General features: G+C 69.8%; 18 protein-coding genes. 9 read left to right on the top strand and 9 right to left on the bottom strand.

Annotated features, from left to right (window positions below):
- Positions 1-419 precede the first annotated feature (419 nt).
- Positions 420-1,031 carry a TetR/AcrR family transcriptional regulator gene (locus FR742_RS35550; protein WP_148035673.1) on the bottom strand — a complete coding sequence of 204 codons (612 nt, stop codon included), beginning with the start codon at positions 1,029-1,031 and terminating at the stop codon, positions 420-422.
- Between the two features lie 189 nt (positions 1,032-1,220).
- Between FR742_RS35550 and FR742_RS35545 the strand changes: the two genes are divergently transcribed.
- On the top strand, positions 1,221-1,625 hold the full coding sequence (locus tag FR742_RS35545) for an ester cyclase (protein ID WP_148035672.1): 405 nt from the start codon (positions 1,221-1,223) through the stop codon (positions 1,623-1,625).
- 182 nt (positions 1,626-1,807) lie between these two features.
- Complete coding sequence (locus FR742_RS35540) at positions 1,808-2,158, top strand: DUF1330 domain-containing protein (protein WP_148035671.1); 351 nt, start codon at positions 1,808-1,810, stop codon at positions 2,156-2,158.
- A 29-nt stretch (positions 2,159-2,187) separates the two neighbouring features.
- Here the strand turns inward: FR742_RS35540 and FR742_RS35535 are convergent, their stop codons facing one another.
- From FR742_RS35535 to FR742_RS35525, 4 genes are all read right to left on the bottom strand, one after another.
- Positions 2,188-2,493 carry a hypothetical protein gene (locus tag FR742_RS35535; protein ID WP_148035670.1) on the bottom strand — a complete coding sequence of 102 codons (306 nt, stop codon included), beginning with the start codon at positions 2,491-2,493 and terminating at the stop codon, positions 2,188-2,190.
- A gap of 175 nt (positions 2,494-2,668) precedes the next feature.
- Positions 2,669-2,806, bottom strand: a complete 138-nt coding sequence (locus FR742_RS44855) for a hypothetical protein (RefSeq protein WP_187281527.1) — start codon at positions 2,804-2,806, stop codon at positions 2,669-2,671.
- 50 nt (positions 2,807-2,856) lie between these two features.
- The gene (locus tag FR742_RS35530) at positions 2,857-3,438 is read right to left on the bottom strand and encodes a dihydrofolate reductase family protein (RefSeq protein ID WP_148035669.1); all 582 of its coding nucleotides are present in this window, start codon (positions 3,436-3,438) and stop codon (positions 2,857-2,859) included.
- Positions 3,439-3,504: 66 nt separating this feature from the next.
- Complete coding sequence (locus FR742_RS35525) at positions 3,505-4,344, bottom strand: helix-turn-helix domain-containing protein (RefSeq protein ID WP_148035668.1); 840 nt, start codon at positions 4,342-4,344, stop codon at positions 3,505-3,507.
- Positions 4,345-4,528: 184 nt separating this feature from the next.
- Between FR742_RS35525 and FR742_RS35520 the strand changes: the two genes are divergently transcribed.
- From FR742_RS35520 to FR742_RS35510, 3 genes are all read left to right on the top strand, one after another.
- A complete protein-coding gene (locus tag FR742_RS35520; RefSeq protein WP_148035667.1) occupies positions 4,529-5,197 on the top strand; it encodes a class I SAM-dependent methyltransferase in 669 nt (222 codons plus the stop codon).
- 9 nt (positions 5,198-5,206) lie between these two features.
- Positions 5,207-5,467, top strand: coding sequence for a hypothetical protein (locus tag FR742_RS35515; protein WP_148035666.1), 261 nt, complete (start codon positions 5,207-5,209; stop codon positions 5,465-5,467).
- Between the two features lie 79 nt (positions 5,468-5,546).
- Positions 5,547-6,266 carry a VOC family protein gene (locus tag FR742_RS35510; protein ID WP_187281526.1) on the top strand — a complete coding sequence of 240 codons (720 nt, stop codon included), beginning with the start codon at positions 5,547-5,549 and terminating at the stop codon, positions 6,264-6,266.
- A 13-nt stretch (positions 6,267-6,279) separates the two neighbouring features.
- Here the strand turns inward: FR742_RS35510 and FR742_RS35505 are convergent, their stop codons facing one another.
- A complete protein-coding gene (locus FR742_RS35505) occupies positions 6,280-8,721 on the bottom strand; it encodes a hypothetical protein (protein WP_148035665.1) in 2,442 nt (813 codons plus the stop codon).
- Between the two features lie 93 nt (positions 8,722-8,814).
- Here FR742_RS35505 and FR742_RS35500 point away from each other — a divergent pair, with 93 nt between their 5' ends.
- The gene (locus FR742_RS35500; RefSeq protein WP_148035664.1) at positions 8,815-9,558 is read left to right on the top strand and encodes a hypothetical protein; all 744 of its coding nucleotides are present in this window, start codon (positions 8,815-8,817) and stop codon (positions 9,556-9,558) included.
- A gap of 45 nt (positions 9,559-9,603) precedes the next feature.
- Positions 9,604-10,731, top strand: coding sequence for an epoxide hydrolase family protein (locus FR742_RS35495; RefSeq protein ID WP_148035663.1), 1,128 nt, complete (start codon positions 9,604-9,606; stop codon positions 10,729-10,731).
- A 44-nt stretch (positions 10,732-10,775) separates the two neighbouring features.
- Here the strand turns inward: FR742_RS35495 and katG are convergent, their stop codons facing one another.
- The 3 genes from katG to FR742_RS35480 form a co-directional block, all read right to left on the bottom strand.
- The gene (gene katG / locus FR742_RS35490; protein WP_148035662.1) at positions 10,776-13,004 is read right to left on the bottom strand and encodes a catalase/peroxidase HPI; all 2,229 of its coding nucleotides are present in this window, start codon (positions 13,002-13,004) and stop codon (positions 10,776-10,778) included.
- A gap of 14 nt (positions 13,005-13,018) precedes the next feature.
- Entirely contained in the window at positions 13,019-13,441 is a 423-nt protein-coding gene (locus FR742_RS35485; protein ID WP_148035661.1) for a Fur family transcriptional regulator, read from the bottom strand.
- Between the two features lie 70 nt (positions 13,442-13,511).
- Positions 13,512-15,065 carry a hypothetical protein gene (locus FR742_RS35480; protein ID WP_148035660.1) on the bottom strand — a complete coding sequence of 518 codons (1,554 nt, stop codon included), beginning with the start codon at positions 15,063-15,065 and terminating at the stop codon, positions 13,512-13,514.
- Between FR742_RS35480 and FR742_RS35475 the strand changes: the two genes are divergently transcribed.
- Together FR742_RS35475 and FR742_RS35470 are read left to right on the top strand one after the other, a co-directional pair.
- On the top strand, positions 15,052-15,483 hold the full coding sequence (locus tag FR742_RS35475; RefSeq protein WP_148035659.1) for a hypothetical protein: 432 nt from the start codon (positions 15,052-15,054) through the stop codon (positions 15,481-15,483). The genes FR742_RS35480 and FR742_RS35475 overlap by 14 nt on opposite strands.
- Positions 15,474-16,064 (top strand): hypothetical protein, encoded by a 591-nt coding sequence (locus FR742_RS35470; RefSeq protein WP_148035658.1) that lies wholly within the window; start codon positions 15,474-15,476, stop codon positions 16,062-16,064. The genes FR742_RS35475 and FR742_RS35470 overlap by 10 nt, the downstream gene beginning before the upstream one ends.
- The last annotated feature ends 1 nt before the right edge of the window (position 16,065 follow it).

Below are 16,065 nucleotides of genomic sequence, written 5' to 3'. Positions count from 1 at the left end.
CTCGTAATGAAGGGTCTCGGGTTCGAATCCCGAAGGCGGCTCCAGGCAAAAGGCCCTCCCGGATAATCTGGGAGGGCCTTTTGCGTGGGCCTCAGCAGCGCCGTACGGAACAGGGAGTGATTCCTACTCGAAGAGGTCCTGACCTTCGCGACCCGAGGGATCCATGGCGAGCAGGCTCTCGTGGAGCCATTGGATTGGGCGGCCGGTGAGTTCGCCCGCCGCTGTGGTCTCCATCAGTCGCCAACCGGGAGAGCCGTCCGGTGCTTCATCATCCTGGCCAGGGGATCAGGCCAGGCCACGATGGTGGACCGGGTTGAGACCGGCGGCGGTGGCCGGGTACTCCGTTGATTGTCAGCCGCCGGGGCCCATGTCGGGTCAGGGCGGGTCGGCTCGGCGAGCCGACCGTGTGGCGGTGTCCGTCAGGGCTGGGATGGGAGGAGGGCTCGCAGGGCGATGTCGACGGAGGCCTGGAGGTCTTCACGGCTGGTGCCGGAGGCGGCGTGGACGGCGAACCCCTCGCTGAGCGCCATCACGAATCGTGCCAGTGCCCGGTGGTCCACGCCGGGCGGGAGGTCTCCTTCTGTCGCCGCGCGAGACAGCCGTTCTTCGACGGCGGCTTCGTTGGCGGCGCGGCCGGCGGCCAGGACCTCGGAGATGCGGGCGTTCTCGGGCGAGCAGGCCAGGCCTCCCTGGATGGAGAGGCAGCCCAGGGGGTGGTCGTCGGCGGTGAGGCCGTCGGCGCTGGAGCGCAGGAACGCTTCGATGGCGGCGTAGGCGGTGGGTTGGTCGAGTGCGGCGCGGACCTGGGCCAGCTGGGTCTCGCGGTAGCGCGCGAAGGCGCGCTCGAACAGTTGCTCCTTGCTGCCGAACGTGGCGTACAGGCTCGGTCGGTTGATGCCCATCGCGCTGGTGAGGGTGGTCATGGACGCACCCTCGTAGCCGTGTCGCCAGAAGACCTCGGCGGCCCGGTCGAGGACCGCCTCCTCGTCGAACGCCCGCGGTCGTCCAATGGTCGGCGTCTCGGTGCTCATGAGCCCATCGTACCGATCGGTAGAGGTGACGACCCGGCCGCAAACCGATCGGTACAAAACGTGCTAGGGTTGCTTTCGTAACCGAGCGGTACAAAACATCCGCTCCGGCCGAACGGCCGATCCCGGGTCAACCGGTCGGCACCTACAGAATGGGAAAAGATCATGAGCTCCGATGCGACGCGTTCGGGTATGTCGACCGAGGAACTGCGGGACTTCTACCTGCGGTACGTCGATCTGGCGAACAAGCGTGAGTTCCACCGCATGGCCGATTTCGCTCACGACGAGGTGATCATGGGCGGCACCCCGGTCAAGAGGGACGACATGGTGGCCGAGTTCTACAAGCACGTTGAAGCGGTGCCGGACTTCCATTGGGAGATCCAGGAGCTCGTCGTCGACGGTGACCGGGTGGCCGCCCGCCTGGTCGACACGGGAACGCCGGTCAAGGAGTGGAACGGCCTGGCCCCCACCGGGGCGTCGGTGTCGTTCGCCGAGACCGCCTTCTACCGGGTCGAGGACGGCCGGTTCAAGTCCATGTGGTACCTGATGGACGCCGACACGGTGCGGCGGCAGCTCGCCGGCGGACCGGCCGACTGAGCAGTGCGTCGCGATGACCGCCGCTGACCTTTCCTCATCGAGGTCGGCGGCGGTTCCGCGGTCCATGGAGCGCGGGACGCGGCCTGCGATGCCAGTTCACCTACCTGGCAGGTAATCGCGCCGCTTACGAGGAGCTGTCAGGATCGGCAGCGCACCGAACACGACTTCATCGGGAGGACACCGTGCCGGCCTACGTCATCGCCCACCTGCAGGAGGCGGCTCCGCACCCGGAGATCGCCGAGTACATCGAGCGGCTCCCCGGCACCTTCGAGCCGTACGGCGGTAGCTACCTCGTCCACGTCACCCAGCACGAGGTGAAGGAAGGCAACTGGCCCGGACATGTCGTGATGATCGGGTTCCCGGGGATCGCCGAGGCGCGGGCGTGGTGGGATTCGCCCGCGTACCGGGAGATCGCGCCGCTGCGCTCGCGGCACATCGAGGGCGACATCATCATGGTCGAAGGCGTGCCCGAGAACTACAACCCGACGGCGGCCGTCACCGCCATCCGGGAGGCGGCGGGTCTGCCCGCGTAGGTCAGCGCCTGGGACAACGACGCCGTGTCTCAGTCCTCGTCGCGCTCGACGTGGTAGGCGCGCAGCTTACGGCGCGCCTGGTGGCGGCTGCGGCGGCGCTCCTCGCGACGGAAGTGGTGCCACTCCCGGTGCCCACCTCTGGTTTCGTGAACGAGCACGTGGAAGCCGGGGGCGCCCCAGTAACAGCCGCCTCGGCGCCAGTTCGCGCTGTCAGCGGTGATCTCGTCCGGCAGCGTGCACGGGCCGAAACGGTGGTCATGCACGGGCACACAGGTGGTCAGCGGCGCGTCGGCCATCCGCACCCACCAGGGCCGGGTCTTGTCGGTCCTGCTCATACGGTCACCTTTCGGCTCCGTGACGCCCCGGGATGGGGCCGTCGCTAGACCGGGTGCACCGTGATCGCCTCCGACTTCGCACGTGACAAAAGGGACCGAAAACCTGATCTCCACACTACTGCGAACCGCGGCGGGCTTGTTGTCCGTTCATTCATCGTTTATCGTCGATTGACGATTAATGAGCGTACGGGCCGCGTCTGATGGACACGGACGACGTCATCGCGAAGTACGGCGAGCCGGCCAAGGCGGCCAGGGCCGGGGAGCAGGTGATCGACTGCGGGTCGGCGGAGTTCACGGCGGGATGCTTCGGCACGGGCCACCAAAGCGGAGTGACGGATCGCCTGGGACGCCTTCGGCGCTCGGTCATCGGCGTACCCGATACCGCAGGTGGAGCACCCGGTTGCCCTGGATCACCACGTCCGGGTCCTCCAGCAGGTGCTGTGCGTCCACCGACCCGAAGTAGCGCTTGCCGGACCCGAACACGACGGGTACGACGTCCATGCGCACCTCGTCGATCAGGCCCGCGGCGAGCACCTGGCCGCCGACATCGCCGGCGGCGACCTCGACCACGCGGTCACCCGCGAGTTCCCGCGCCTTGGCCACGGCTGCCTCCACGCCGTCGACGAAGTGGAACGGCGCCTCGGGGTCCCAGCCCTCGGGCTCCGGCCGGTGCGTCACGACGACCACGTGGTCGACCCCGCTCGGAGGCTTCCCGTCCCAGCCGTCCGTCAGGTCGAAGACGTGGCGGCCGGCGATCGTGACTCCGATCTGGTCCCAGTACGGCCGGGTGTAGTCGTAGGACGTCCGCGACACCCTCAGCTCGCCGGTCTCGTCCAGCGGGACGTCACCGCTGGTCAGCCAGTCGAACAGCGGTCCGGGCTGGTCATTCTCGTCCGCGACGAAGCCGTCCACCGACACCGAGCCGTACATGACCACCTTGCCCACGGGGCCTCTCCTCTGCTTCGGGGTGCCCCAAATTAGCGTGTCGTGAGCTGCCGCTCTTGTAAGAAATCAATCGGCCGGCAGCGGCCAGCCGTCAAGCGCGTGGCCGGGATGTTCGCGCAGGAACCGCCGCCGGACCTCGACGTACCGGGTCGGCGTGAGCCCGGTGAACGCCCGGAACTCGTGGCCGAAGTGGGCCTGGTCGAAGTAGCCCGCGCCACCGGCGAGGTCGCCCCAGTCGATCGGTCCGGCGGGGTTGATCGCGCACACGGTGGCGGTGAAGCGGTAGGCGCGGGCCAGCCGCTTCGGCGTGACGCCGATGAGCTCCTTGAACCGCTGCGCCAGATGAGTGCTGCTGACACCGGCCGCCACGCTCAGCCCGCCGATCGCCACCGCCCCGCCGGCCGCCGCGATGACGCTGCTTGTATGGCGGACCAGCCCCAGGCCGGCGGTCTCGCCCAGCCGTCGCAACAGCTCCTCCTCGAGCAGCGTCAGCATCGCGTGCGGTCCGTCCGCCGTGGCCAGCCGGTCTCGCAGCTCGGCGACGGCGGGCCGGCCCCACACCTGCTCCACCGTCACCGGCCGATCACACAACTCGGCCGCGGGCATCGGCAGGAACGGCGCCAGCCCCCACGGCTTGACGTGCACGCCGACGGACCGGGTCCGGAGTGGGTAGCCGAACTCCCACGCGCGGGTGGGCATGGTGACCACGCAGCCGTCGGCGTACTCGGCCGTCTCGGTGCCGGTGCCGGCGCGGATGCGGAACGGCGCCCCGAGGTTGACGATGAGCAACGCCGACGGCGCCGGCGGCAGCGTCAGCCGGGGGTACGGCGGCGCGCCCTCCAGGTAGTAGAGGTCGTCGATCAGCCCGTCCAGCGGCGGTCGCGGGACTCTGGACACGTACTCCACGCGTCACAGCATCGCCGATGCGCGGACGGGCCACCAGATCGGCTCACCGGCGCCGGCCTACTCCGATCGGGCCGTACGCGCAGATCGGATCGTTGTGATCGTCTGCTCGAAGGGGACCTCTTTCAACGCCGGGTCGCGATGGCATGGCTGTTGTCGGAGCTCTCCCGTACGGCATCATGACGCGATGGGCGTGCGCTACGACGAGGTGATCGGTCTCCTCCGGGAGGCGTACGACGGCGGTGCCGAGCGGCGGGATGCCGCCACGAAGTCGGCGTGGAAGCTCGCGGAGCGTGAGGCGTTCCTGGACCGGCTGAAGGGGCACGGTTGCCGGCGACTGCTGGAGGTCGGTGCTGGGACGGGTCAGGACAGCGCGTACTTCCAGGAGAACGGGCTGGACGTCGTGGCCGTCGATCTGTCGCCTGCCATGGTGGCCCTCTGCCGGGAGAAGGGCGTCGAAGCCCATGCCATGGACTTTCTCAGTCTCGACTTCGAGCCCGGTTCGTTCGACGCGGTGTACGCGCTGAACTGCCTCCTGCATGTGCCCGACGGTGACCTGCCGGCGGTGCTGGGCGCGATCCACACGGTGATGCGGCCCGGTGGGCTGTTCTTTCTCGGTGTGTACGGTGGGGGCGGGCTGACGGGGGAGAGTACTTTCGAGCAGGATGATCATTATCCTCCTCGGTTCTTCTCCTTCCGGGATGACGAGCGGCTTCAGGAGTACGCGCGCGAGTGCTTCGAGATCGTCGACTTCCACGTCGTGGGGACTCATGGATGGCGATTCCAGTCGCTGACGCTCCGTCGTCCGGCGTCAGGTCATGACCTGGATCAGCGCGCCGGTGGCGGTGGCCCGTAGGATCCGGCCATGAGGATCATCGGCGTCCCCGTACAGGTGTGGGGCGCGATCGCGTTAGTCCTGGCCGTGGTGTGGGTGTTCGTGTGGCCGCAGCGCGAGGTCGACGGGGTGGCCTATCTGATCCTGCGGTGGGGCCACGCACTGGTGTGGCTGCTGCTGGGGATCGCGGCGTTCCTGGCGCCTGTGGCGTCGACGGCCGCGAAGGGGACGGGCATGGCCGCCGGGCTGGTCTACCTGGCGTTCCTGGTCACCGTCAGCATGAACGGCTGAAATCGGCGTGGTCGGATCCGTCGGCCGGGGTAGGCTCTGAGCAGCTAGGCAAATTTGGTTAGCTGGAGACGGAGAGACCATGGCCAACGAGATCACCGTGCCGCTGCTGCCCTGCCCGTCCATCGACGAGATCGCCGACTTCTACACCATGCTGGGCTTCACCCGGACCTACTACCAGCTGAGCCCGAACCCGTTCGTGGCACTCCAGCGCGAAGACCTGCGGCTGGGCTTCTTCGGCATCCCGGGCTTCAACCCGGAGGACTCCTACGGGAGCTGCTCCGTCATCGTGTCCGACACCGGGGAGCTCTTCGAGGCGTTCGCCGCGGGCATGCGCCGGACTCACGGCAAGCTCCTGGTCTCCGGGATCCCTCGGATGACCCGTCCACGCAAGCGCAAGAACGACGGGAACCACACCGGATTCGCGGTCATCGACCCCGGCGGGAACTGGATCAGGTTCTCGGCCGCCCAGCCGGAGCCTGAGGAGGAGGCCGGCGGAAAGCTCACCGCGACGCTGCACAAGGCCGTGGTGATGGGCGACTCGCACGGCAAGCACGTACGGGCGGCGCAGATCCTGGACGCGGCCCTGGAGCGGGACAAGGACACCGCTACGGCGGCCGAGCTGCTCGAAGCGCTGGCCTATCGCGCCGAGCTCGCGCTCCGCGCCGAGGATCCCGCGGCCGCCGGCGACGCCCTCGGGCGGGCCCGTGAGCTGGCCCTTTCCGCAGCCGATCGCGACAGGCTCGCCGGGACCCTGGAAGCCCTCGCGGACGTGGAGGCCGTTCTCCGGCCCGGAACATAGGACGTGCGTGTGGTCAGGAGGGGCTCGTTCTTCCGGTCGGGGGTCCGGGGACGGTCATGGCGCGGGATATCTCGGCCAGTGCCCACTCTCTCGGCTGGGGGGTGGGCAAGGTGTGGGCCAGGTCGGTCGCGCGGGTGAACTCGCCTTTTCGGGCCATGGTGATGATGACGGTGGCTGCGGTCTGCGGGTCGGTGGTGAGGGCGAGGGCGCGGTCGTACTGGCCGAGTGTGGACAGGGCTTGGGCCAGGTCAGCCGTCGCTTGTGGGGGAAGGGAAGCGCTTTCGGTGAGCAGTTCGTCGATCGTGCGTTCGGCCCGGTGGGTGTCGCCGGTCGCGGCCCAGGCCCGCGCCAGGCGCGCCCGGAGCCGGACGCGGAGGGCGGGATCGGTGGCCTGGGCGGCTGTCGCGTCGGCGTGGAGGAGCACCTGCGAGACGCGGCCTGGCGGGGCGCCTGTGGCTGCCAGCGCTTCTGCCACCGAGGACAGCGCGCCGCACTGCTCCAGCGGGTCTGTGACGTCCAACGCCGCTAGGAAGGCGCGGTCGAGCTGCCCGGACGCGATCAGGACGGCGGCCAGTGCCGCGGGAGTGTGCGCGGCGGCTTCGGCCTGGGCGAGTAACTCGGCCGCCTGGTCGAGCCGGCCGGTCGCGAGCAGGGTGTCGACCAGTTCGCGGAGCAGGCGGTCGTGGTCGCGGGAGGAGGTCACGGATCGGGCGGCGGTCTCGGCGTCCCGCAGGAGCACGACGGCGTGGTTGAGCTGGCCTGCCCGCGTTCGGGCTTTGGCCACCGACAGGAGCGCCTCTGCCCGGGGCGCTGCCTCCTCTATGGCCAGCGCGATGGATTCGGCCTGGTCGAGCCGTCCGGTCTGCGCGTGCCCGGCGGCCACGTGTCGCAGCGCCCAGGACCGTTGGCCCGGGTCGGGGATCGACGGGGTTCTCTCATACGCGTGGTCGTATGCGCCGATGTCGCACAGTGCCCGTACGAGGTCGGGCCACGGCGATGGCCATCGGGCGGCGGCGATCGCGTCGGCGCGGTCGAGCAGGCCAGCCCTTCCCAGGGTGGCCGCCAGCAGCCGCCAGGCCTCGAACCGCTCCTGCTCTTCGTAGAGGGTGTGGACCAGGAGCTCGGCGCGGCGCAGCAGCTCGTCCGCCTGTTCCCGGCGGCCCGCGTGGGCCAGGGCGTCGGCCAGCTCCGCCAGACCGCGGACTTGACGGATGTCGTCGGCGCCGTCTATGGCCAGGGCAGCGGCGGAGGCCTCGTCCAGGATCTCGCCGGCGCGTTCTGGGTGCCCGGCTCCGATCGCCGAGCGGGCTATCCGTGCGAGGGCCTGCTCACGCCGGAAACGGTCGGTGATCGCGCGGGCGAGCGCCACGGCGCGGTCGATCCGACCGGCCTGCGCCATCGTGGCCGCGACGTCGACCTGCAGGCTGCCGTCCAGGGCACGGACGTCGCCGAGCACCGCCGCGACGTCAGCGTCGGGGGTTTGGGCGGTGTGGAGCGTCCCCGCGTTGTCGGCGTGCATGTCGTTGTCCGGGGTTTGGGCGTTGTGGAGCGTCGCCGCGTCGTCGGCGTCCCGGGGTTGGGCGTGGTCGAGTAGTGCGGTTGCCTGGGCTTTTCTTCCTGACTTGAGGAGTTGGCGGGCCAGGGTGATGCGGCCGGCCCAGTCGGGGGTGGTGAGGGCGCGGGTGAGGTCTCCGCGTTCGGCGCAGGCGAGGGCGAGGGCGCGCAGTTCGGTCTGACGGGTGCCTGGGTTGGGGATGGCTCTGGCCGCCGTCTCGGCTCGGCGCAGCAGCTCCGCCGTACGGTCTGGATCGTCGATCGCCAGGGCGGCGGCGCGCAGTGCCTGGGTGCGGCACGATGGGTCGGCGATGTGCTCGGCGACCTCTACGGCCTGGTCGCCGCGCCGGGATGCGGCGAGTGCCTCGGCGACCACCAGCAGTGCGATATCGCGTCGCGGCCGGTCGGTGACGAGGAAGAGCGCGGTGGCGTAGGCCTGATCGAGCCGGTCGGCCCGGACGAGGGCCCGCGCGAAGGCGTCCCACCCCCAACTGGGGTCGGGATCCCGCCCGGCCACTGTCACCGCGCGGTCGATGTCGCCGGCCATGACCAGTGCCTCGGCCAGAGCTCTCAAACCTGTGGGGGAGAGCTCGGCTTCGGTGACGGGGGCGAGCGCTTCGGTGGTCCGGCCTGCCCGGGACAGGGCGCCGGCCACCGATCCGAGCGCGCCGATGCGGTCTTCCACGCGCTTGATGGCGTTCGCCGCGCGCAGTGCCTGTTGGAGCGGGCAGACCGTGGCCATGCCCGCGGCTACCGCGATCAGGATCTGCTCCTGCGGGCAGGTCGCGTCCTGGGCGATCCGCAGGGCGCGGTCCATCGCGTCGGCGGCTCCGTCGAGGTCGCCCTTCAGGGTCATCACCTCGGCGGAGGCTCCCAGCGTGCGGATCGATGTCTCCAGCACAGGGACCAGCCTAATGAGGAAAGCGGTGGCTTCCCCGGGATCGCGGGGTGCGGGACGATGGGAGTTCCAGCCTGAACATGGCGGTGGATGGCGATGACTGCGTCCGAGATGGTGCTCGCCGGGTTGTCGGCGGTGGTCGTGGTGGCGGTCGTGGGGTGGCGCGGGCTGGTGAGGGCCCGGCTGCGGGCCGAGGTGCGCAGCCGTCGAGCGGCGCTTCGGTCGCGGTCCGGGACGGCACGTTACTTCTTCGAGCGTGAGCGCGGGCGCTGGAGGCCGGAGCTCGACGTGGCGATGGCGGGCAAGCTGGAGGAGCTCGACCGGCGTGAGACGGAGGTCGGTGCGCTTGCGGCCGGTGATCCGGGGCTGGGCGACGTCGCGAGCCGGTTGGGCGGTGACTACGAGAGCTTCGGCAACCTGGTGAGGGCGCTGTCGGAGTGCGAGGCCGCCGCGTCGGGGCCGCATCCGGATATCGACGAGCTGCTGCCGGAACGCGATTCTTCGGAGGCGGTCGCCGCCCTCCGCAGCCGATGGGAAGGGCTGGAGGAGCGCCGCGTCCGGCTCGTCCAGCGGATACGGGACTCGTCTCCGGACGCCTGGGCGAAACTGGCGGGCAGCGCCACCTCGCTGGCCGCCGACTACAGGCGGCTGAGCGCGGACGTCACCCGGGCCTGGGAGCGGATGTTTCCGGACCGCGCCGCCGCCAGGGCAGCCGAGGAGCAGGCGGTGTTCGAGCACATCCTGGACGACATCGCCCGCCGGGGCCGGTCCGCTACCCGACGGCCGGATCGCTCCCGCGGCCATGTCTCCGACCCTGGCCCGTACGGCGATCAGGCGTGATATTGCGGAACCGGATGTTCCGCGATGGTCTCTAGCTTGGTCCGCATGACACATGACGTTCGCCCGTTCCGTATAGAGATCCCCCAGGCTGACCTGGACGACCTGCGCGACCGCCTGGCCCGTACCCGCTGGCCCAGCCGGTTGCCGGGAGCCGAGTGGAGCCGGGGGGTTCCTGTCTCGTACCTCAAGGAGCTGGTGGAGTACTGGGCGGGTGCGTACGACTGGCGGGCGCAGGAAGCGAAGCTGAACAGGTTCCCGCAGTTCACGACCGAGATCGACGGGCAGACCGTGCATTTCTTCCACGTACGGTGCGCCGATCCCGGCGCGCTCCCGCTGGTCATCACGCACAGCTGGCCGAACTCGATCGTGGAGTTCACGGAGCTCCTCGGCCCGTTGTCGGAGACCTTCCACGTGATCGCGCCCTCGCTGCCGGGGTTCGGGTTCTCCCCGTTCCCCGAGCCCGCCGACGAGCGGCCGTGGAGCGTCGAGCGGGTGGCCCGGACGTGGGCGGAGCTGATGGCGAGGCTGGGTTACGAGCGTTACGGGGTGCACGGCAACGACGCGGGGGCGCTGGTCTCGCCGCGGCTCGCCGCGCTGGCCCCGGAGCGGGTGGTCGGGGTGCACATCACCGGCGGCGTCGGCATGCCGACCGGGGATCCGGCCGAGCTGGAGGGGCTGTCGCAGGAGGATCGGGCGATGGTCGAGCACGTGGCCGGGATGCTGAGCGGTGAGGGCGGCAGCGGGTACGCGCCGTACCTGGCCGCGCGGCCGCAGACGCTCAGCTACGGGTGGGCGGATTCGCCGGTGGCCCAGCTGGCCTACCTCGTGGAGCGGTTCAAGGAGTTCGACGGCTGGCCCGACGGGGAGGTGCCGCGGGAGCCGGTCGACCGCGACCTGGTTCTCGGCAACGCGAGCCTCTACTGGCTGACGGGCACCGGCGGGTCGTCGTCGTGGACCTACTACGAGGGCGCGGCCGGCATGCCGATCGACCAGAAGGCGGTGCCTACGGGCGTCTCCCACGGCGGCCCCGACGCCTTCCGCCGGCTCGCCGAGCGCGGGAACGCCATCGTGCACTGGGAGGACCACGAGCACCCCAGCCACATGCTCGCGATGGCGGCGCCCGGCCCGCTGGCGGCCGACATCCGCACGTTCTTCGCAGGTCTCCCGGTGTGAAAGAACGTCCAGGCCGGCCGTGCGGGCCGGCCTGGACGGTCGGATCAGGACAGGTCGAACCGGTCGAGGTTCATGACCTTGTCCCACGCCGCGACGAAGTCGTTCACGAACTTCTCCTTCGCGTCGTCGCACGCGTACACCTCGGCGAGCGCGCGCAGCTCGGAGTTCGAGCCGAAGACCAGGTCGGCGCGGCTACCGGTCCACTTGACCTCGCCCGTCGCGGAGTCGCTGCCCTCGAACGCGTTGGCGTCGCCGGCGACCGGCTTCCACGTCGTGCCCAGGTCGAGCAGGTTGACGAAGAAGTCGTTGGTCAGCTGGCCCGGGGTGTCGGTGAGGACGCCGAGCTGCGACTGCCCCTGGTTGGCGCCCAGGACGCGCAGGCCGCCGACGAGGACCGTCATCTCGGGGGCGCTCAGGGTGAGCAGGTTGGCCCGGTCGAGCAGGAGGTACTCGGCCGGCAGGCGGTTGCCCTTGCCCAGGTAGTTGCGGAAACCGTCGGCGGACGGCTCCAGCACGGCGAACGACTCGACGTCGGTCTGCTCCTGCGACGCGTCGGTGCGGCCCGGCGTGAAGGGCACCTGGACGTCGTAGCCGGCGTCCTTGGCGGCCTTCTCGACGGCGGCGGCGCCGGCGAGCACGATCAGGTCGGCGAGCGAGATCTGCTTGCCGCCGGTCTGGGAGCCGTTGAACTCCTTCTGGATCCCCTCCAGGGTGCCCAGCACGTTCGCGAGCCGGTCGGGGTCGTTGACCTCCCACCCGATCTGCGGCTGCAGGCGGATGCGCGCGCCGTTGGCGCCGCCGCGCTTGTCGCTGCCGCGGAAGGTCGAGGCCGAGGCCCACGCGGTGGACACGAGCTCGGACACCGACAGGCCCGAGGCGAGGACCTTCGCCTTGAGCGCGGCGACGTCCTCGTCACCGACCAGCTCGTGCGTCACCGCCGGCACCGGGTCCTGCCACAGCAGCGTCTCGGCCGGGACCTCCGGGCCGAGGTAGCGGGAGGCGGGGCCCATGTCGCGGTGGGTCAGCTTGAACCAGGCGCGGGCGAAGGCGTCGGCGAACTCCTCGGGGTTCTCGTAGAAGCGCCGCGAGATCGGGCCGTAGATCGGGTCCTCGCGGAGCGCGATGTCGGTGGTCAGCATCGACGGCGCGTGGCGCTTCGACGGGTCGTGGGCGTCGGGGATCGAGTCCTTGCCGGCGCCGTGCTTCGGCCGCCACTGGTGGGCGCCGGCCGGGCTCTTGGTCAGCTCCCACTCGTAGCCGAACAGGTTCCAGAAGAAGTTGGTCGACCACCGCGTGGGCGTCGAGGTCCAGGTGACCTCCAGGCCGCTGGTGATCGTGTCGCCGCCCTTGCCGCTGCCGTAGGTGCTCTTCCAGCCCAGGCCCATCTGCTCGATGGGGGCGGCCTCGGGGTCGGGGCCGACGTGGTCGGCGGGGCCGGCGCCGTGGGTCTTGCCGAAGGTGTGACCGCCCGCGATCAGGGCGACCGTCTCCTCGTCGTTCATCGCCATCCGGCGGAACGTCTCCCGGATGTCGCGGGCCGCGGCCAGCGGGTCGGGGTTGCCGTTCGGGCCCTCGGGGTTGACGTAGATGAGGCCCATCTGGACGGCGCCGAGCGGGTTCTCCAGCTCGCGGTCGCCGGTGTAGCGCTCGTCGCCCAGCCAGGTGGACTCGGGGCCCCAGTAGACGTCGTCCTCGGGCTCCCAGACGTCCGCACGGCCGCCGGCGTAGCCGAACGTCTTGAAGCCCATCGACTCCAGGGCGACGTTGCCGGCCAGGACCAGGAGGTCGGCCCACGAGAGGTTCTTGCCGTACTTCTTCTTGACCGGCCACAGCAGGCGGCGGGCCTTGTCGAGGTTGGCGTTGTCGGGCCAGCTGTTGAGCGGCGCGAAGCGCTGCTGGCCGGCTCCGGCGCCGCCGCGGCCGTCACTGATGCGGTAGGTGCCGGCGGCGTGCCAGGCCATCCGGACCATGAACGGGCCGTAGTGGCCGAAGTCGGCGGGCCACCAGTCCTGCGAGGTCGTCAGCAGCTCGGCGATGTCGCGCTTGACGGCCGGGAGGTCGAGGCTCTTGAACGCCTCGGCATAGTCGAAGTCCTCGCCGAGGGGGTTGGCCACGGCGGGGTTCTTGGCAAGGATCTTCAGGTTGAGGCGGTCCGGCCACCACTGGTGGTTTCCGCCACCCTGCGTCGGGTGCGGCGCGCGGTGTGCGACCGGGCAGGCGCCTTCGCCCTCCGTCTTGGGGTCGGTGACGATCGCATCATGGTTCTCGGTCATGGGAGTCCTTCGGATCAGGCGGTGGAACAGTCGGGGCACCGGCCCCAGAAGATGACCTCGGCTTCGTCGATCGAGAAGCCGTGGTCGTCGGACGCGCTCAGGCATGGCGCGTGGCCGACCGTGCAGTCGACGTCGGCGACGGCGCCGCACGAACGGCACACGATGTGGTGGTGGTTGTCCCCCACGCGCCCCTCGAACCGGGCCGCACTGCCGGCCGGTTCGATGCGCCGTACGAGCCCGGCGGCGGTGAGTGCGTGGAGGGCCTCGTAGACAGCCTGGAGAGAGATGTGGCCTACACGATCGCGCACCCCCGAGGCGATGGTCTCGACATCGAGATGGTCACCGTCCCGGACGGTCTCGAGCAGTGCGACCCGGGCGGCCGTGACCCTCAGGCCGGCCCCGCGCAGCTCCTCGGCGGTGGTCTTGGGTGCGGTCATGGTGGTCAACCTACTGACTAAACCTGAACGATACAAGTTAATGAAGGACCCAAGTTTGGTGAACTTCCGGTCATGAGCGCTTCCGGAGGCGTCCGGTCGTCAGGTCCAGGGCGTGGACGCGATCACTGGTGTCGCGGACGAGGAATCGCCCCTTCTCGGTCCAGCCGAGACCGGCGGCGAGGTACTCGTCGCCGAATTCCGGCTCGACGCTGGACACCCGCGTGCCGGTGCTCGAGTCGTAGGTCTCGACGCGTATCAGGCCGCGGACGATCACGAGGCGGCGGCCGTCCGGAGAGAGGTGGTACGTGTCCCCGACGATGTTCTTGCCGGCCTTCCGGGCAGGGAGGCGCATCCGCGTCCTGCCCCGGTAGTCGAGGACGAGCACTCCGGCCGGTGTCGTGGCGACGATGCCGGCCATGCTGAGGTCGTGCACCCGCCGAACTCCGGGGATCGACACCGTGGTCCAGGTCTGGGTGTCGATGATGCGTGCGCCTTCCTTGACCAGGGCGACATATCTGTTCTGGCGGGCGAATGTGGCCGTGGGCACCGCGGCGTCGGCGAGAGGGCCGGTGAGAGGGCGGATATTCTCGGCGTCCTGGTAGACCATGCGGCGATCGCGCCTGCCCAGGTAGACGACGGCCTTTCTGCTCTGGCTGCGGGCGAAAGGCGGCTTCGTGGGCGCCTTGCCTTTCCTGCTGATGTACGGGGCGGCCTGGGGAAATGGCTCACCGTTGACTTGCCATGACTGGCAGGGGTCGTCCAGCAGGTCGTTCAGCGCGCAGGTGGGAGCGGTCAATTTCCGTGCTGCGGTGAATGCGGCCGTCCCGTCGGGAACCGATTTCGGCAATGTGTATTCGGGCAGAATCCGTTCCGGTGCCTGGCCGGGGGTGAGCAGCGCGCCCGACAGGACGATCGCGGTTCCCGCGAGGTAAAGAGAGCGGGTCGACCAGTGGCCGATGGCCAGTTCGGCGGGGGACGCCCCGGCCGGTGGGCGAGGGGCGGGTTCACGGGTGAGGTGCCGCACGGCCAGCGCGACGGCGAGGACGGCGGTCGTGCGGGCCAGGACTTCCGCCGTGAACTCCCGGTCCACCACGAAATAGGCGCATACCGCGAGGGAGCCCGCCAGGCTGAGCTGCCATGTCGTCCGATAGATCTCCGTCTGGAGCGCGGGTTGTCGCGCGTGGCACAGAACGCTGACCGCACACCAGCCCAGCACCAGATAGAACGGGTCATCGGTGAGGAGGGCCAGTGGGACGGCGGGAACGAGGGTGATCAGCCGCCACCGCCGCCGCTCGGCGAAATGGTCGATGATCCGGCGGGCGTCGGCTGATGTGACGGTCAGGCCGGTCAGTTCGGCGAACCTGCTGAGCCGCTCCCGGGTGACCGGCGCGAGCGCCGCCAGGATGGCGATCGTCGTGACTATCCAGGTGATCATCGGCGGTGTCGTCACGACTTGCCACCATATAAGGTTCTTTCTCGTGGGTTCGGATGAAATATGGGAGCGATTCGGTATCGCCTCGTGGCGTGCCCATCTGGCGCGATTACGACTCGTCGTCGCCGCAGGCCTTTCGCTCACCGTTTTCGCTGCGGCCTTCTGGTGGTCGGGGGCGATGACGCCGCGCATTACCTGGGAACCTGAGCCGTTTTTTGCCAGGGCTCACGTGGATGAGCGCGGCATCCTGAGCATCAGTCTCGAAATCGCGGTGGAAAACGAGGGAATAACCCCCTTCGTCCTCACAGGTTTGTCGATGAACATTCCTGGCCTGCGCCTTCTTCCCGCGGAAGAGGCGGGAGAGATCGAAGTGGACGCCGGAGGTCGGGAGTGGCTGACCAGGGAGATCGCCATCACCGACTGCGCGGCGGTGCCGCACGAGCCTCGGCCGGTCAGCTTCACCTATAGCACCTGGATGGGCTCTGGTTCGGCGGAGGCGATGTGGGGCCCCTGGTGGATGTCGAACACCGCCGGAGGAGTGCCTGTCGCCTGGCAGCGAGCACTCGCTAGAGATGCCTGCAGCAAGGCGGTGAGCGGCGAATGGTTCTGACGCTCCCGTACGAGGAAGGTCCCGCGGGTCTCCGCCCGCTCAAGCGGATCGTCGCCGGTCTCGTCATCGTGTACTGCGCCCTTCGCGTCAACGACTTCGACCTGCTGCTGAACCCTCTCGGCTGGGCGATGTGCGCGACCCCGCTGCTCCTGCTGCGGCGATCGGCCGGGGACCCCTTCGACCTGGCCAGGACCTCGGTCCTGGCCATGGTCTGCCTGTCGGCGGTCGCCGTGTTCGCCGGCTGGGTGGGGCCGAGCCTCGGGTCCACGCCCTCTCCCGTCGTCGAACTGATCGGCGTCGCCGAGGGAGTGGGCGGGCTGGTCGCCGTCTGGCTGATCACCGACGCCGTCATCAGGAGGATCCGGTCGTACGGGATCGCCTCCGGGGTGGCGGTCCTCGACGTGCTGCGCTGGGTCGTGGTCGGGCTGGGCGCGCTCGGCACGCCGGCCGGTCTCGGTTACACCGCGCTGGGGCCCGTCGTGGCGGTCGGCTGGTTCGCGTGTCTCGCCGCGCTGCTCGTGATGCTCTACCGGTCGGCCAAGCTTCCGTACGCGGCATCCGTACGGAAGCTCGGGGCATGAT

Source organism: Nonomuraea sp. C10, from assembly GCF_008017515.1.
In the GTDB taxonomy this organism is placed as follows: Bacteria; Actinomycetota; Actinomycetes; order Streptosporangiales; family Streptosporangiaceae; genus Nonomuraea; species Nonomuraea ferruginea.
Note: the sequence above shows the minus strand (reverse complement) of the source record. Positions and strands in the feature narration are given on the sequence as shown.